This window comes from Pseudomyxococcus flavus, assembly GCF_050038885.1.
GTDB lineage: Bacteria > Myxococcota > Myxococcia > Myxococcales > Myxococcaceae > Myxococcus > Myxococcus flavus.
Genome location: NZ_CP143624.1, coordinates 5,942,184 through 5,956,910 on the forward strand (window position 1 = coordinate 5,942,184; position 14,727 = coordinate 5,956,910).

Annotated in this window: 12 protein-coding genes and 1 other RNA gene; 6 read left to right on the top strand and 7 right to left on the bottom strand. The window is 69.1% G+C overall.

Annotated elements, in window-relative coordinates:
• Positions 1-62: 62 nt before the first annotated feature.
• Positions 63-350 (bottom strand): hypothetical protein, encoded by a 288-nt coding sequence (locus tag VZL07_RS24980; RefSeq protein ID WP_426750155.1) that lies wholly within the window; start codon positions 348-350, stop codon positions 63-65.
• 96 nt (positions 351-446) lie between these two features.
• Between VZL07_RS24980 and VZL07_RS24985 the strand changes: the two genes are divergently transcribed.
• The 3 genes from VZL07_RS24985 to VZL07_RS24995 are packed head-to-tail and all read left to right on the top strand — an operon-like array spanning position 447 to position 2,991.
• On the top strand, positions 447-1,523 hold the full coding sequence (locus VZL07_RS24985; RefSeq protein WP_426750156.1) for a CFI-box-CTERM domain-containing protein: 1,077 nt from the start codon (positions 447-449) through the stop codon (positions 1,521-1,523).
• On the top strand, positions 1,520-2,098 hold the full coding sequence (locus tag VZL07_RS24990; protein WP_426750157.1) for a TlpA family protein disulfide reductase: 579 nt from the start codon (positions 1,520-1,522) through the stop codon (positions 2,096-2,098). Before VZL07_RS24985 ends, VZL07_RS24990 begins: the two co-directional genes overlap by 4 nt.
• 20 nt (positions 2,099-2,118) lie before the next feature.
• Positions 2,119-2,991, top strand: coding sequence for a hypothetical protein (locus VZL07_RS24995; RefSeq protein WP_426750158.1), 873 nt, complete (start codon positions 2,119-2,121; stop codon positions 2,989-2,991).
• A 127-nt stretch (positions 2,992-3,118) separates the two neighbouring features.
• Here VZL07_RS24995 and VZL07_RS25000 read toward each other — a convergent pair whose 3' ends face one another.
• From VZL07_RS25000 to VZL07_RS25010, 3 genes are all read right to left on the bottom strand, one after another.
• Positions 3,119-5,038: an OmpA family protein gene (locus VZL07_RS25000; protein WP_426750160.1), complete on the bottom strand. Its 1,920-nt coding sequence runs from the start codon at positions 5,036-5,038 to the stop codon at positions 3,119-3,121.
• Positions 5,039-5,117: 79 nt separating this feature from the next.
• Positions 5,118-6,734 (bottom strand): M16 family metallopeptidase, encoded by a 1,617-nt coding sequence (locus VZL07_RS25005; RefSeq protein WP_426750161.1) that lies wholly within the window; start codon positions 6,732-6,734, stop codon positions 5,118-5,120.
• A complete protein-coding gene (locus VZL07_RS25010; RefSeq protein WP_426750163.1) occupies positions 6,734-8,095 on the bottom strand; it encodes a M16 family metallopeptidase in 1,362 nt (453 codons plus the stop codon). The genes VZL07_RS25005 and VZL07_RS25010 overlap by 1 nt, the downstream gene beginning before the upstream one ends.
• 219 nt (positions 8,096-8,314) lie before the next feature.
• On the opposite strand from VZL07_RS25010, the gene ssrA reads away from it, so the two are divergent.
• Together ssrA and VZL07_RS25020 are read left to right on the top strand one after the other, a co-directional pair.
• Positions 8,315-8,680, top strand: a transfer-messenger RNA (tmRNA) gene (gene ssrA, locus VZL07_RS25015).
• 184 nt (positions 8,681-8,864) lie between these two features.
• Positions 8,865-9,707 (top strand): hypothetical protein, encoded by an 843-nt coding sequence (locus tag VZL07_RS25020; protein ID WP_426750165.1) that lies wholly within the window; start codon positions 8,865-8,867, stop codon positions 9,705-9,707.
• A gap of 218 nt (positions 9,708-9,925) precedes the next feature.
• On the opposite strand, the gene VZL07_RS25025 is transcribed toward VZL07_RS25020, so the two are convergent.
• Together VZL07_RS25025 and VZL07_RS25030 are read right to left on the bottom strand one after the other, a co-directional pair.
• The gene (locus tag VZL07_RS25025; protein ID WP_426750166.1) at positions 9,926-10,213 is read right to left on the bottom strand and encodes a helix-turn-helix domain-containing protein; all 288 of its coding nucleotides are present in this window, start codon (positions 10,211-10,213) and stop codon (positions 9,926-9,928) included.
• Positions 10,214-10,817: 604 nt separating this feature from the next.
• The gene (locus VZL07_RS25030) at positions 10,818-11,702 is read right to left on the bottom strand and encodes a hypothetical protein (RefSeq protein ID WP_426750167.1); all 885 of its coding nucleotides are present in this window, start codon (positions 11,700-11,702) and stop codon (positions 10,818-10,820) included.
• Between the two features lie 170 nt (positions 11,703-11,872).
• Between VZL07_RS25030 and VZL07_RS25035 the strand changes: the two genes are divergently transcribed.
• Positions 11,873-12,280, top strand: a complete 408-nt coding sequence (locus tag VZL07_RS25035) for a hypothetical protein (protein WP_426750168.1) — start codon at positions 11,873-11,875, stop codon at positions 12,278-12,280.
• Here the strand turns inward: VZL07_RS25035 and VZL07_RS25040 are convergent.
• Complete coding sequence (locus VZL07_RS25040) at positions 12,277-14,724, bottom strand: fibronectin type III domain-containing protein (protein ID WP_426750169.1); 2,448 nt, start codon at positions 14,722-14,724, stop codon at positions 12,277-12,279. The two genes, VZL07_RS25035 and VZL07_RS25040, sit on opposite strands and share 4 nt — an antisense overlap.
• Positions 14,725-14,727: the final 3 nt, after the last annotated feature.

Below are 14,727 nucleotides of genomic sequence, written 5' to 3' on the forward strand. Positions count from 1 at the left end.
CAGCCACCTTCCGTGCAACCTAAGGAGGCGGAGAGGCCGGGGGAAGCGGGCCCGACGACGGACTACTTCTTCTGCGCAATGATGCGGTTCACCGCTGCACGGTCCTCGGCGCTGATGCGCTCACGAGGCGACGAATCCTTGTTTCCGGCGACGGCATCCTTGGCGTCCTCGTACGCGTCCTCCAGGCCATCCTTGAGCCGATCAACCGTGGACGGATTCACCGAGCGGTTCCACGCCCGCTCCATGTGGTCCAAGGGCGTGCGTCCATCCACCTTCCCCGAAGCCAGGAAGACGCCGAGCCCCACCGCACAGCACGTCCAGACGATGAACTTCAATGCGTTCACGCTCACAGCCTCCTACCTGTTCGTACACCAAGAGGCCGTCCGTGGCCAGTTTCCGAACGAGGGTGTGTGCATTGCGCTGACAGGGTGGGGGGGCGGCCTTTAATGTCCGCGGGCTTGCAACCCGAAGAACTCTTTCAGGCGGCCCGTGAGCGGGCGGCGCAGTTGGACGTGGGGCGTGGCGACGCGGCGGTGGAGCGGGTGCGCGCGGCGGCCTCGGCGCTCTTCGTCCGCATTCCCGAGCCCCCGGTGTACCGGCGCGCGGAGGACCCCTCCCGCAAGGCGGCCCAGGCCCTGCTCCCCGAGGTTGAGCGCGTGCTGGCGGAGGCGCTGGCGGCGGGGCGGGACACCGCGGCGGTGGCGCCGCTGGAGAAGCTGGTGGCCGCGCTGCTGGCCCACGGCGAGGCGCTCTGCCACACCGCGGATGGCCGGCTGGAGGCCGCGGAGACGGCGTGGCGCCGGGCCCAGGAGCTGGAGCGCGCCGCGCACCCCACGCGTCACCTGGTGACGTCGCCGCCGCGGCCGCCGCCGGTGTTCGACAAGGCCACGCGCGTGTCGCGCTACGACCCGCGTCCCGCCCCCCAGGCGAGCGTGAAGCTGGTGTGCCCGAACATGGGCTGCAAGCGGGTGGGGGACTACGCGTTCCTCACGAGCCACGCGTACAACCGCTTCATCTGCCCGGTCTGCCGCACGCCCTTCCTGGCGTACTTCGGCGAGCTGCGCGGGCTGGAGGTGGAGGTGCGCCGCAGCTCCAAGCGGTACTTCTTCACCGTGGACGAGGTGGGCACCACGGGCAGCACGCGCATCGAGTTCGAGGAGGCCAGCGGCCAGGAGTTCCCCGCCGCGCGGAGGGACCTGCTGGCCTTCGTCTACACGGAGGCGCGCGAGCTGAAGGCGGTGGTGAACCTCACCAACCAGCGGCTCATGTGGGTGAGCCCGGCGTCCTCGTGCTTCGTGGCGACGGTGGCCTTCGGGGAGGGCGCGCCGGAGCTCGTGGCCTTCCGTGCCTACCGCGACGACGTGCTGCGGAAGAGCGCGCCCGGTCGTGCGTTCATCCGTGGCTACTATCGCTACGGGCCGGACGTGGCGACCTGGGTGTCGCGGCGCCCGGTGGCCCGTGCCGGTGTGCGGTGGGTGCTGCGGCGGGTGCATGGCCGCCTGACGAAGAGAGGATTCGCGTGACGGAAAGCATCGGGGCGCCGCCTCCGGCCCCGAAGAAGGCGGGCGGCGGAACGAAGGTCGTACTGGGGCTGCTGGCCGCGTTGGGCCTGGGCGGCGTGGTGTACCTGGGCGTGCTGGAGGCCCAGCGCGCCAAGCTGGTGCCGGATGGCGCCTCCATGCCGTCCATGGAGATGCCTCGCCATGGTGGCGGGACGCTGAAGCTGGAGGACCTGAAGGGCCAGGTGGTGATGCTGGACTTCTGGGCGACCTGGTGCCCGCCGTGCCGCGAGGAGATGCCGGCGCTGGTGAAGCTCGCCAAGGAGTACGAGCCGCAGGGGCTCGTCTTCGTGGCGGCCAGCCGGGACGACGGCGACCGGGCGCCCCAGTTGGTGGAGTCCTTCATGCGCAACCACCTGCCGGACCTGGCGCCATACGTCGTCTATGCGGATGACGACGTCGCGCGGGCCTTCCAGGTCAGCGCGTTGCCGACGCTCTACTTCCTGGACCGCGACGGCAAGGTGATGGACGCGCAGCGCGGTGCCCTGTCCGAGGACGGCATCCGTCGCCGCATCGAGCGCGCGCTGAAGCAGCCCTGACGTTCAGGAGTGGGGGGAGCATGTCCTGGTGGCTGACGCTGTCCTTGCTGGCCGCGGCGCCGGGGGACGGGGGCACGACGAAGAAGGCGGAGGACGCCGAATCGCTGCGGACCCGTGCCACGAAGCTCTATCGGGCGAAGAAGCTCGCCGAGGCGTGTCCTCTATTCGAGCGTGCCGCGCAGCTCGCGCCGGAGCACGGCCCCACGCTGGCCGACCTGGGGCTGTGTCTTCAGAAGCAGGGGCGGCAGGAGCAGGCGCTGGCCGTCTCGCTGCGTGCGCTCCGGGTGAGCGGCGCGGATGCCAAGACGCGCGCCAACGTCTACTACAACCTCGCCGCGTTCCACGACGTGACGCCGGAGGTGCTGACGCTGGAGTACCAGCCGACGCCTCGGGGCCACTACAAGGCCATTCGCGGTGGCGGGCCGTGCGCGGACCTGCCCTCGTCGGAGCCGAGCTGCGGCACCGCGCTGCAGGCATGTCTCAGCGAGTGGCAGGCGTCCATCGAGTCCGTCTACGGCGAGGACCCACCGATGTTCTACACGGCGACGGGCTTCAACATGCACGTCAACGGGGCGGGGGCCCGGGAGGGCGCGTCCGTCTCCGAGCGGCGGGGCGAGACGGATTACTGCCCCAACGCGCCTGCGCCGGTGGACGGTGGCGCGGCGTCGGCGCGGAAGTGCCTCTACTGGTCGAGCAACGAGCTGCTCGAGGACTGCCACTACAAGGATTCCGTCTGCGACGCGCAGCGGGCGCCGTGGCTCGAGAACGCGGGCGGCTGCAAGATCGTCTACGTGAATCCCTGTGAGGGCCGCGTCGCCGTCGCCTGCCAGGGCGAACGGTTCGCGCCCCACAAGCTCTGGGTGGGCGAGGTTTCCGTGACGCCCGTCCGCTGAATCGGAGCGGGCACGCCGCAGTCGCTCTGTCCCGGGCCGCGAGGGAGCTGGCTCCGCGGCCCGGCAAGAGTCCATCCACGGAGGGGGCGGGCACGCCGTGCAGGCGTCCCGCCCCGGGTCGTGAGGGCTACGGCTTCGCGTCCTTGGGCGGGGCCTCGCCAGCCCGTGTCGTTCCCGGTGGAGGCTGCTGCCCCGCGGGGACGACAGTCTCCTTCTTCTCCGTCTCCACCTCGGAGCGCACGAGGCGGAAGTCGACGCGCCGGTTCTTCGCGCGGCCCAGGGCGGTGTCGTTGGTCGCGATGGGGCGGTCGAAGCCGAAGCCCTTGGAGCTGAGGCGCTTGCGGTCGATGCCCTTGTTGACCAGGTACTCGAGCACGGACTTCGCGCGGCGGTCGGACAGGCCCATGTTGAGGGCGCGCGAGCCGCGGTTGTCGGTGTGGCCTTCGATGAGGACCGGGCCCAGCGTCGGGTTCTTCCGCAGCACCGTCGCCACCTCGTCGAGCAGCGGGTACGACTGCTTCTGGATGACGGCGGAGCCTGTCTCGAAGAGCACGTTGCCCTTGATGCGGATGCGGTCGGACTCGACGACGACGTAGGGCGGCGAGTCGAACGGGCAGCCGTTGTTCTCCGGCGGGCCGAACTCCTCGGGGCAGTCGTCCTCGTTGTCGGGCACCTCGTCGCCGTCGGTGTCCGGGCAGCCGTCGTAGTCCTTCGGGCCGGGCTTGTCCGGGCACTTGTCGAGCGTGTCGGGGATGCCGTCGCCGTCCGCGTCGTTCTCGTCCTCCGGGCAGCCCTTGTTCGACTTGGGGCCCTTCTTGTCGACGCAGGCGTCCTCGCCGTCGACGACGCCGTCGCCATCCGTGTCGTAGTTCGGGTCCGGGCAGCCCTTGGTGTGCTTGGGGCCCTTCTCGTTGGCGCAGCCGTCCTCGCCATCGGCGATGCCGTCGCCGTCGTTGTCCGGGTCGGGGCAGCCGTCGCTGTCCTGGAAGCCGTCCTTGTCCTCGGGCTCGTTGGGGCAGCGGTCGCGGATGTCGGCCACGCCGTCGCCGTCGGAGTCGACGAACGTCTCGTCGTAGCGCACCGCGAACATCACCCGCAGGGCCTCACGGCCGTAGCCGCTGGACAGGTTGATGCCGCGGCCGACGTTCAGCTCCATGCCCCAGTTGCCCCAGACCTTCGCGCGGGCGCCCACCAGCGCCTCCCACGGCGTCTTGAGCGAGTCGGCCTGGTCGAAGTTGAAGGGGCGCACCAGCGGGGTGCCCAGGTGCATCTCCGCCACCGCCTCCACATCCGTGAAGCGGCCCATGTTGGGCAGCTCCGCGATGGCGCCGGCGCCCAGCGTCAGCTCGTCATCGACGAGCAGGTTGAGGTACTGCGCGTGGGGCCGCAGCCGCACGCCCACGTTGCCGAGCACGCGGATGGGCACCGGGAGCGCGGTGAAGCGCTGCTCGAGCGCGATGCGAGGCGCCCACAGCACGCCTCGCTCGCCGGTGAAGCTGGACGCGCTGCCCGTCGGCAGCCGGACCTCGGCGACGAGCGACACGCCCACGGGGAACTTCTCGCGGTCCAGCAGGTGGACGCGCGGCAGCAGGCGGATGTCGCCCAGCGTGGTTCGCCCCACGCCCGCGGCGCCCGGGAAGTTGGGCGCGTCCAGCGTGTCGCGCAGGAGCTGGAAGTTGTCGCCCTGGAGCAGCGTGACGGGCAGGTCCACCGCCAGCTCCAGGCGCTCATGGAGCTGGTAGGCGAAGAGCAGGTGCGCGTCGAGCCGGTAGGGCAACAGGTCGCCCAGCTTCTCGTCGCCCAGCTTCAGGGCGAGGATGCGCCAGTTGAAGTCGAACAGGAGTGCGGCGCGGAAGCTGCCCGTGGGCAGCGCGTTGCTCGTGCCTTCCAGGGCGATGCCGCTGTGCTGAGCGGCCGTGGCCTTCACGGGGACGGCGTCGAATCCGCGGGCGAAGGGGTCGTGGTCGGCGTGAGCGGCCACCGAGGCCAGGAACAGGCCCAGGATGGCGAGTCGGGTGGCTGCGCCGCGCAAGCTGAAGCCTCGCATGTTTCAGGCTCTTAGCACCCGGCTCCGGGGGGTGGAAGGAATTGACCCACCCCCCGGCACTGCGGATTACAGCCGTGCGTTATTTCTCCATGAACTGCTGCGCGGGGATGACCTGGATGGCCTCCGGGCGCAGGGGCAGCTTGGAGGTGGAGATGGCCTTGTCCTGCGTGAGCAGCTCCTCGGACTTGGGGGACGCGTAGGTGATGGGCGACGGCGCTCCGGAGCGCAGCGCCTGGGCGAGCCCCTCCGCGTCCTCGGTGACGAAGGCGAAGTTGAGGGCCTCCGGCTGCACGCGGCGGCGCAGGGCCTCCTGGACGGACTGCGGCGTCATCTTCGCCATGGCCTGGCGGTACTGCTCCAGGAAGTCGGGCGTGCCGTAGAAGAGCCCGTCAATGGCGTAGCCCAGCCGGCGCTGGTCGGTCTGCTCCCACAGGCGGGTGTAGCCCTGGAGGAAGCCGCGCATCAGCTCGAAGCGCTCCTGGGGGATGCCCTCCTTCACCATCTGGTCCAGGAAGAACACCGCGCCGCGCGTGGCGAACACGCCGTTGGTGGGCACCACGGGGCGAATCCACAGGGAGAGGTCCTGCTGGGTGCGCGCGATGTTGGTGCGGTTGTACGTGGTGCCGGGCGACTCGATGAAGTGCTCGGCGTAGGCGTAGTCCCCGTAGTTGAGGCCCCGCTTCTCACGCAGCTCGGTGAAGAGCACGCCAATGGACTGGCGGTGCTCGCCCAGGTTGGACATGGCGAAGGCCACCGGGAAGAAGTCCGGGTCGCCGCGGCGGATGGTGCTGACGTAGCCCATGCTGACCGCGGTGGAGAGCGTGGGCTTCTGGATGATGACGGTGCGGCCGGCCGTCGTTGGAACGGCGGGCAGCTCCACGCGGGGCGCCCCCGTCGCGGGCAGCGCGGACAGGCGCGAGGTGAGCGACTTCGCGAGCGCGTCATCCACCGCTCCGGCCAGGCCGATGACGAGCCGGTCCTGCGTGAAGACGCGCTGGACGTGCGCCTTCACGTCGTCGAGCGTGATGGCCTTCAGCCCCTGCACGGTGCCACCGGTGAAGTGGGCGTAGGGGTGGCCTTCGTAGAGGAGCGCGTCCAGCGCGACCTTGCCGAGCGCCTCGTCGTTGGCGCTGCGCAGGCCGTTCTCCACGTCGCTGATGGCGTTGGCGCGCAGGCGCTCCAGTTCGGCGGCGTCCAGGCGCGGGGCCAGGAGCACGTCGGTGAAGATGTCCTGGAAGCGCGCCAGGAAGTCCCTGTGGACGCGGCCGGAGAAGGCGGTGAACTCCTTGTCCACGAAGACGTCCAGCTCCGCGGCCATGGGGTAGAGCGCCTCGAGGAGCTGCGAGGCCGTGAGCTTCTGCGTGCCGCCCTCCGCCATGAGCTGCGCGGTGAGGGCGGTGAGGCCCTCCTTGCCCTTCGGGTCATCCACGGAGCCGGTGTGGAAGACGAGCCGGAACGAGACGATGGGCGTGTCGGGCCGCGCGAGGACGACCCGTTCCATGGGCTTGGGCTGGCGCAGCGGCGTCGCGGGCACGGACTCCGGACGTGCGGGCTGCGGGGCGGGTTCGGGCTTCGCGGCCTGGGCGGGCACCGCGGGAGGCGGCGCGTTCTCGTCGGGAGGCGGCGCCTTGGGCGTGGTGGCGCAGCCGGCGAGCCCCAGCAGGGCGGTGAGGGACATGAGTGCTCGGGTGTTCATCACTTCGTCCCTCCGGTGGTGCCCGTCTTCGGGGTGAGGCTGAGCAGGATGAGCTTGTTGGCGGTGAGGTAGCGCTTGGCGAAGTCGGACAGCTGCGTGGGCGTCACCTTGGGCAGGCTCTGCAGGTGGCGCTGGAATCCGTCGGGCGAGCCCGTGACGCCGGCGTACCAGCCGAGCTGGATGCCCACGTCGCGAGGCGTCTCCAATGCCATGAGCGCGCCGTAGCGGGCGTGGTCCTGGATGGCCTTGAGCCGCGCGGCGTCCACGCGCCCGGCGGCGAGCCGGCTGACCTCCTGGAGCAGCGTCTTGCGGACGGTGTCGCGGTGGCGCTCGTCCTTGAGGGTGGCGGTGAGGGTGAAGAGGTGCGGGTCGCGGTGCTCGGAGTAGTCGCTGCCGATGGACTCCACGAGCTGCTTGTCCAGCACCAGCGACTTGTAGGCGGGGCTGGTGGGGCCGGCGAGGTAGTCCACGAGGAGCGTCTGGATGGCGGCGTCGGCCAGGCTGGTGCCGGCGCTGGGCGTGCGCCATGCAATCACCTGGCGAGGCTGCGTGGGCTGGGGCCAGTCGATGTGGGCGGTGCGCGCGCCCTTCTGGGGCGGCTCGGCGGGGACGGCGACCTGGGCGGCCTTGCGGTCCCACGGGCCGTAGTGCTGGCGGACCAGCTCCATGACCTTGGCGTCGTCGAAGTCACCGACGATGAAGAGCAGGGTGTTGTCGGGCGTGTACCAGCGCTCGAAGAAGGTGCGGCTGTACTCATAGGCCTGGGGCATCGCCTGGATGTCCTTGTAGAAGCCCATGGTGGTGTGCTGGTACGTGTGGCGGGTGAAGGCCGCGGCGTTCAGCTCCTCCTCCATCTTGAGGAAGGGGGCGGCGGCGTTCTTGTGGTACTCGCCGAGCACGGCGAGCGCCTCCGTCTGGAAGGACGGCTCGCTGTACTCCAGGTTCCGGAAGCGGTCCGCCTCGATTTCGATGAGCTGGGGCAGGCCGGCGGTGGGGCCGTAGGAGTAGTAGAGGGTGATGTCGTCGGTGGTGAAGGCGTTGTCGTCGAAGCCGAAGTTCCCCAGGATGCGCTCGCGCTCGCCTTCCGGGTGCGTCTTCGTGCCCTTGAACATCATGTGCTCGAAGAAGTGGGCGAAGCCCGTGCGGCCGGGCTCCACCTCGTTGCGCGAGCCCACGCGGACCACGGTGACGTAGGCGATGATGCCGCGGGACGGGTAGGGCACGCGGACCACGGTGAGGCCGTTGGGCAGGGTGTCCGTGTGGAGGGTGTAGGGGAAGGCGTCCGAAGCCGGGGTCGGCGCGGCGGCGGCCGGGAGGGCCGTGCCCAGCAGGAGCAGCAGGAGGGGGAGCATTCGTCTCATTCAGGTGCCTCGTGGCCGGGACGGAAGAAGCGGGACCCGGCGGGTAGGCGACCCTACGACGGCTGGCTCGGTGGGGCAGGGACTTGTGCGCCGAGTGTCCACGGCCGTGCGCCCACGTGTGCCCGGAGCCATTCAGGAGGATTGACGCGCTCCCGTCAGCGGTTAATGTGGTGAAGACGCGGCGCAGTGAGGGACCGCGTCACCTGCAGTGAACCTACCGGGGGCGACCTGGTTTCGACGGGGGCATTGAAGTTCGAGACGCGTGCCGAGCTTGTCAGGTAGCTCGTAAATCCAACCCGGCAAAGACACAAAAGCCAACGACAACGTTGAGCTCGCGCTGGCTGCCTAAAAACAGCTCTTAGTGCGCGGTCCCCCCGCCCTCGGCCTGTGGGGTTGGGACAGACCGTCAGAATGCAGGCTGGCTGCCGAGGGGGCCTGGACCCGAGGTGGCGAGACCTTTCCAGGACCGGCCTTGAGTATCCCGTCCGTGGGAGCCTTGAGGACGTAGCAAATCGCGGACTACGCACGTAGGGTCGAAGAGCGGAAGGCTTTCGGACGCGGGTTCGATTCCCGCCGCCTCCACTGAATTCCCCAGCAATTCTACGGAGTTGCTGGGGGTGTAGTACCCCTGTAGTGACGCTCCATTCTCGGTGCCTTCGCCAGTAGACGGAGGGGCCTCGGGGAAGGGCAGCTTGAGCAGAGCCACCTGCTCGCAGAGTACCGGCCAGGACGGCGAAGTGTAGGTGTCCACGATGTCTCCTTCGGGGCCGTGAGTCACCCAGCGCAGCAGTTCCTTTCGGGCCCCGTCTTCCAACGCGCAGGTGATGAAGGTGCGCCTGGCGTCGTGCTGCCGCCGGGGGCGCAGGCCGAGCTGCTCCAGGTCCTCGAGGAGCCGCTTGTAGGCCGCGGTCGAGTTGAGGATGCCGAGGTCCGCAGCCGGCACGATGAAGTCTTCCGGCGTCGGCTGGCGGCCGTAGCACCGCGCCCAGCCCTCCGCCTGCCACTCCGCGAGGATGCGCGCGAGGACCGGGTGGACGGGCACCTCGCGCACCACGCCCGTCTTCGTGGCCGGCTTCAGGAGCTTCTTCTTGACGTCGTAGCTGCTGGCGATGAGCAGCTTGCCCAGGGGCAAGAGGCGGGGCTGGTGGTGACTGAAGCGCCGGGGCGTCGCTTCGTTGATGCGCATGCCGCCCAGGAAGAGCATCGCGTAGAGCACCCGGCGGTTCTCCGGGATGTGCCGGGTGGTGATGAGCTGCACGGCCTCCTCGCGCGTGTAGATGGCGGTATGGCGCCAGGCCAGGTCCTTGTCCCGCTTCTTAGGCAGCTCGCCGCGGCGGGCGGTGAGGACGCACGGCGTCGCGCTGATGAGCTCCTCGCGCAAGGCGTCCGCGAACATGACACGCAGGATGCCGTAGATGTGCAGGATGGAGCGCGGCGCGAAATACGGCTTGCCCTCCTCGTCCTTCAGCGCCTGGAGCGCGCGGACGGCGGCGAGGACGTGGCGAGGCCGCACGTCGGCCAGCACCAAGTCCTTCAGGTACGGCATGGCGTGGCTGATGCGCACCTCATCGTCGTTGATGGAGGCGATGCCGCGGGCACGGCGCTCCTTTAGCCACCGCTGGCAGTAGCGGCCCACGGTGATGGGGCCCAGCTCCGGCGCGGCGAGGCCGCTCTCCCGCTCGGCCTCCACCTTCCGCTCGATGGCGGCCAGGAGCTTCTCGGCGCTGGCCTTGTGCATTGTCTTGGCGGACTTGCACTTCTGCTTGCCGTCCAGGCCAATCCAGCCAATCCAGTAGAACTTCGAGTCGGCGCGCAGGTAGACGGTGCCCATTACCCGCCCCTCGCGTACAGCGCGGCCTGAGCCTCGATGGCGTCATCGGGCAACTCGGCGTCATTGGGCAGCGCGGGGGGCTGGTGGCGCAGCACTTCCATCAGCTGCCGGCGGCTGACGAGAATCCGCCGTACCGTGCCGTACCGCGTGAGCTGCCCGCTCCGGAGCCACGCCTGGATGACAGAGCCGCTGACTCGCGCGACGGCCGCCGCCTCCACCAGCGTGAGCATGTCCACGTCCCTGCCAGGAGCGCTCGCTATCTCCTCGCGAATGACGCGCCGGACCATTCCTTCAAAGGCAGCCAGTGTTGTTGCATCCATCTTCGACTTCCCCCGCTCGGACAAAGGTGAACAACTTCTGAGGTGCGACGCGCGGCGACTACGTACTGAGTCACCCAGGTGCCCGAGGCCGACTTATCCGGCTGGCGCCGGCATCGACCGCGTGGATGTAGAGCAAGGTGTGGGCCAGCTCAGGGCGGCCCAACCGCAAGGGGCCAGGCGCTGGGCCTGTGTCATCCTGGCTTGAGTCGGGCCGCATCGTGGACGCGCTGTCCTTCGTGCCGGACGCACGCTCAGGGCAGCGTGTTTCACGGGGGGCGCGTTCGGGAGTGCGAGCTGGCTCGGAGCGACGTTCCACGAGGCCCCCAGAAGGGTAGAGACGCTCTATCGGCGGACCTTTACAAACGCCGATAGAGCGCCGGAGGGCGCGTGTCCCAGCGCTACCTGGGTGCACGGGCCTTTTCTGGTGGTCCTCTCGCCGAAGCGATGGGACCGAAGCTCTCTGTGGGAAACGGGACGCTGGTAAAGGTCACTGCTTCAGCGAGCCGTTGGGGACTTCAACTGCGAAAACCGTGGAAATGGGTAGCACTCCAGGACTGGGAGTGCAAGCCCCTTACTGCGAAATCGACCGCAGTGGCTCGTTCGGCTTCCCAACCGGCCGGTAACACTTGCCCTTGTGCTCGTACATCTTGTCGCCGCACGGAGCGGTGCGGTCGGTGGCAACCCAGCAGCCGCCGTTGATGAAGACCTCCGCCTGTTCTGCGTCGCACCCCTTCGTCTTCTGGCCTTCGAACGGGCGTGGCGGCATGTCACGCGCCAGAACGAGCGCATCCAGGGTGGAGACGGGCACCATCCAGCCAGGAGGCTTGCCGCCGCTCCAATCGCTGCGCTCGAGCTGGGGAGGTTGAGACGGAGGGGGCGGCGGAACCATGTAGACGCCCATCAGGGCCGCCGCGACGAGCGCAAGCGCGACGGTGGTTGCCGAGCCGGTGCTGCGCCACGTCCGACGAGCTGCACGGCGCACCCGGCGCAGCCAGCGGCGCGAGCGCAGCACGGGGCCTCGTCGCCGCGCCGGCGAGCGCAGGTGCTCCATGGTGTCCGCGAGCAATCTGCGGGTGCATGCCGTCTGTACCATTGCCTTCGTCAGCGCCAAGGTGCCCTCCAGGTTCCGCGCTACGTCCGCGTCGGAAGCACCGTCAGGGGCGTGGACTCGCAGGCTGACGCGCGGTGGCGCCACCGTCGAAGCAGGGGAGGCACTGATGTGGACCTCCAGCCCGACGTCCGGGTGGAACTGCTGCTGCCTCTCGGTCAGCTCCAGGTCCAGGGACGGCTCTCCCGACGTTGCGTGCCGCACCTGGTACAGGCGCCCCAGGAGGGAACCCCTGTACCTGCGGATGATGATGTCCAGCCTCTGGCGGAACCTTCCGGTGTTGCTGCGCGGCACTGCGCGCGCCCTGTCCGACGTACCACCTCGCCAGATATTCTCGGCCTCTCTCACGTTCGCTCCCGCTCGGTCGCCCGGAGGGCATCCCTGCTTGACCGGATGGTACGGAATCCCCGGCGCGCGTGCGCTACTTCGCGTCCCGGCCTTCCTCGGTGCCCGGGCCAATTGCCCGGCCAGGACTTGGAGTGCTAGCTAGTCAGGAGTACTCACACTCGGGGGTGCCCATGGTCCGCCAGCTCCTTGCCGTCGTCGCCGCTCTGCCCCTCGTGGTGGCGTGTGGTGGGCAAGAGCGCGCTGCAGCGGCCCCTGCTGGATCCGTTCGCTTCGTCGTCAGCAACGAGGACAGTGTCTCGCGTCAGTTCACGGTGTCCTACTGGGCGCGGGACGTGGAGACCGGTGAGCGCATCGTCCGGAACTTCATCAGTGGCCAGCGTATCGAGGCGGGGGCTCAGCAGGAGTTCACTGCCGAGTTGCCGCCCGGTTCTGCCGGTGAGGTTGGCGTCAGTGGCTTTGACCTCCAAGACGCATCCGCATGGGCGCGCGTGGAGACCCCGTTCGCAGTCGTTGGCGGGGCACAGGTCTGTGTCCTCACGTACCGACCAGGCCCCGTCGTAGACGCGGATTGCCACTAACGCAGCGGCCCCGCGCGGAACCGGACCGCCTCCAATGACACCCATCCATTGGGAGGGGCGCCGGCGCCAATCTCGACGGCACCTGCTTTCGTGACGCGCGCTCGGACGACCGTATTGGCCGAGGTAGGGCAGGAGAACCACCGCGTCTTGGCGGGGCAGTGCGTAGGTGGGAGCACAAAGGCTGTGGTGAGCGTCGCGGGAGCAGGGTTCGGGACCCGGACAACGCCCACGCACACCGTGTCCATACTGCTGCTCATGTAGAAGCCGGGCCACTCGTTCTCGATGGCGGAGTAGGGCGGGGACTCGAATTGACCGAATCCGTTCTGAAACGGGATTCCATCAACGGAGATGTATGAGACTGGAGGCTGGAGCGAGAGCACGTTCTCCAGGCGAACCGAATCAACGAGTAGGTCCGTGTTTCCACTGCCTTGCCCGAAAGAGACTGCAACAAATCGCGCGCCGGCTGGCACGGTCCCGACGACGTAGAAGCGCTCCCATACAGAGGCCGCCGCGACCGTCACCGTCCTGGACGCAGTCGACAGTTCGACACCGGGAGCGCTGTAGAAGCGCACGACTAGGCTTGCGAGGTTCGCACCATCGAGCGTCGGCCGCATCGCCCAGACCTCGGCCGAATAGACGTCACCTCCACGGACCGTGATGGGCTGAGAGCGAACCTGTGCGCTCCTGCCTGCGATGAAGCGGAGCGCTCTGCTCCCAGAGTAGGCCGCGTTGTCGGTGGTAACATCGACTCCCCACTCGCCAACGATGGGCGTCCACGTGTCCGGCTGTCCCGACTTCGCGGCAGACTCGAAATCGGCGTTGGGCGGTAGCGCAGCGAGCGACACATGGGGAGCGAAGTCAGCCGGCGTTGCGTACCGTGGCGCCATCTCCACCTGCTCCGAGGCGGGCCCGACGTTGCCGTGGGCGTCCCTCCCGCGCACCACCGCGTAGTACGTCGTGCCGGGCACCAGGTCCGCCACCTCGAAGCGCGTGGTGGACGCGGCGGCCTTGAGCGTCGAGGCGCTGGGCGTAAACCCGGGCGAGGTGGACACGTGCAGCTCGAAGGTGTCCCACTCCGGGCCGGATGAGGGAGGCTTGAAGGCCAGGGCGAAGCCGTTGACGGTGGGCGTGGGCTGCAAGTCGCTGGGCGCGTCGGGGCCCTTGAGCTTCGTGGTGACGTCGATGGATTTGAGCGCGGCGTTGTGGGCCGTCAGCGGCGCCGCGTCGCGCGCGCGCCACTCGAGCACGGAGGTGGCGGGCCGGCCGCGCAGCTGCAGCTTCGTCTTGGCGATGCCGCCGGAGCAGGTGTGGTCCAGGTTGACGACGGCCAGCTCCACGGGAGCGCCCAGGGTGACCCCGTCCGGCTCCACGCGCACCATGTCGTTGATTTCGAGGGGCCAGAAGTACGGCAGCTCGAGCTCAAGCGTGAGGGAGGAGTCGGACAGGTCGGCGATGGCCGCGTCGGCCAGGCGCTGGGCCTCGGCCTCCGTGTTGATGTTGCTGGCGGAGGCCTCGGCCACCTGCATGTAGCGCCGCCCGTACTCGGCGATGCTGGAGGGGTTGATGGACGTCACCGTCTTGCGCTTGGCGTTGCCCAGCGCGTCCCTGTCGTTGATGTCCGTGTAGAGGACGTCCACGACGTTGCGAATGTCGCGCAGGGCGCGCTTTGCCTGTCGGAGGGACTCGTAGTCCTCCGGGCCGAACGTCCACACGGCCTCGCCGCCCAGGCGCTCCGGAGACTGGAGGTAAAGGGCCCAGCCGTGCCCCTCTCGCCAGCGCAGGCGCACCTCCCAGCCGAGTTGCTCGGCCAGGGCACGCACCGCATCCCAGACGGGCTCGCGCTGTTGCGTGTAGCGGCCGAGTTGCCACATCGGGTCCACCGGCACGTAGAGCCCCGGGCCCGTCCCGGTGGGCACGTTGTCGCCGATGATTTGGGTCATGACGTCCTGGACGGCCACGCCCACCGTGTCGTTGCCGTAGTCGCGCTCCTGCTCGATGAAGAAGTCCTGGAATACGCCCGCGTAGTCGCGGCCGTTGAAGGAGAGCTCTTCGGGCCCAGCGTCCACCTCGTCGATTCTCCCGTAGAACACCTGCCGCCATGCGTCCGGCCTGGCGCGTCCGCTGCTCGTCGTCTGCACCTCAATGCGGAAGCGCCGCCCCTCCTTAAGGAGCGGCACCAGCAGGCCGGTGGGCCCGCGGTTGGCCACGCTCGCGTCCACCATGGGCGACAGGCTGACGATGCCCCCGGGCCCGCTGCGCCGCACGGACACCGTGGCCACGCACACCGTGGCGTCCTGCGTTTCGGACCACTGCGCGCCCATCACCCAATCGCGGCCGAGCAGGGTGCTCAGGTCCACCTCGGAGTTGTCGGGGCGAATCACCACCACGCGCAGGTGAGTCCCGTAGTTGCCGGCGAGCAGCGTGGCTCGCTCCTGGTCCGTCATGAC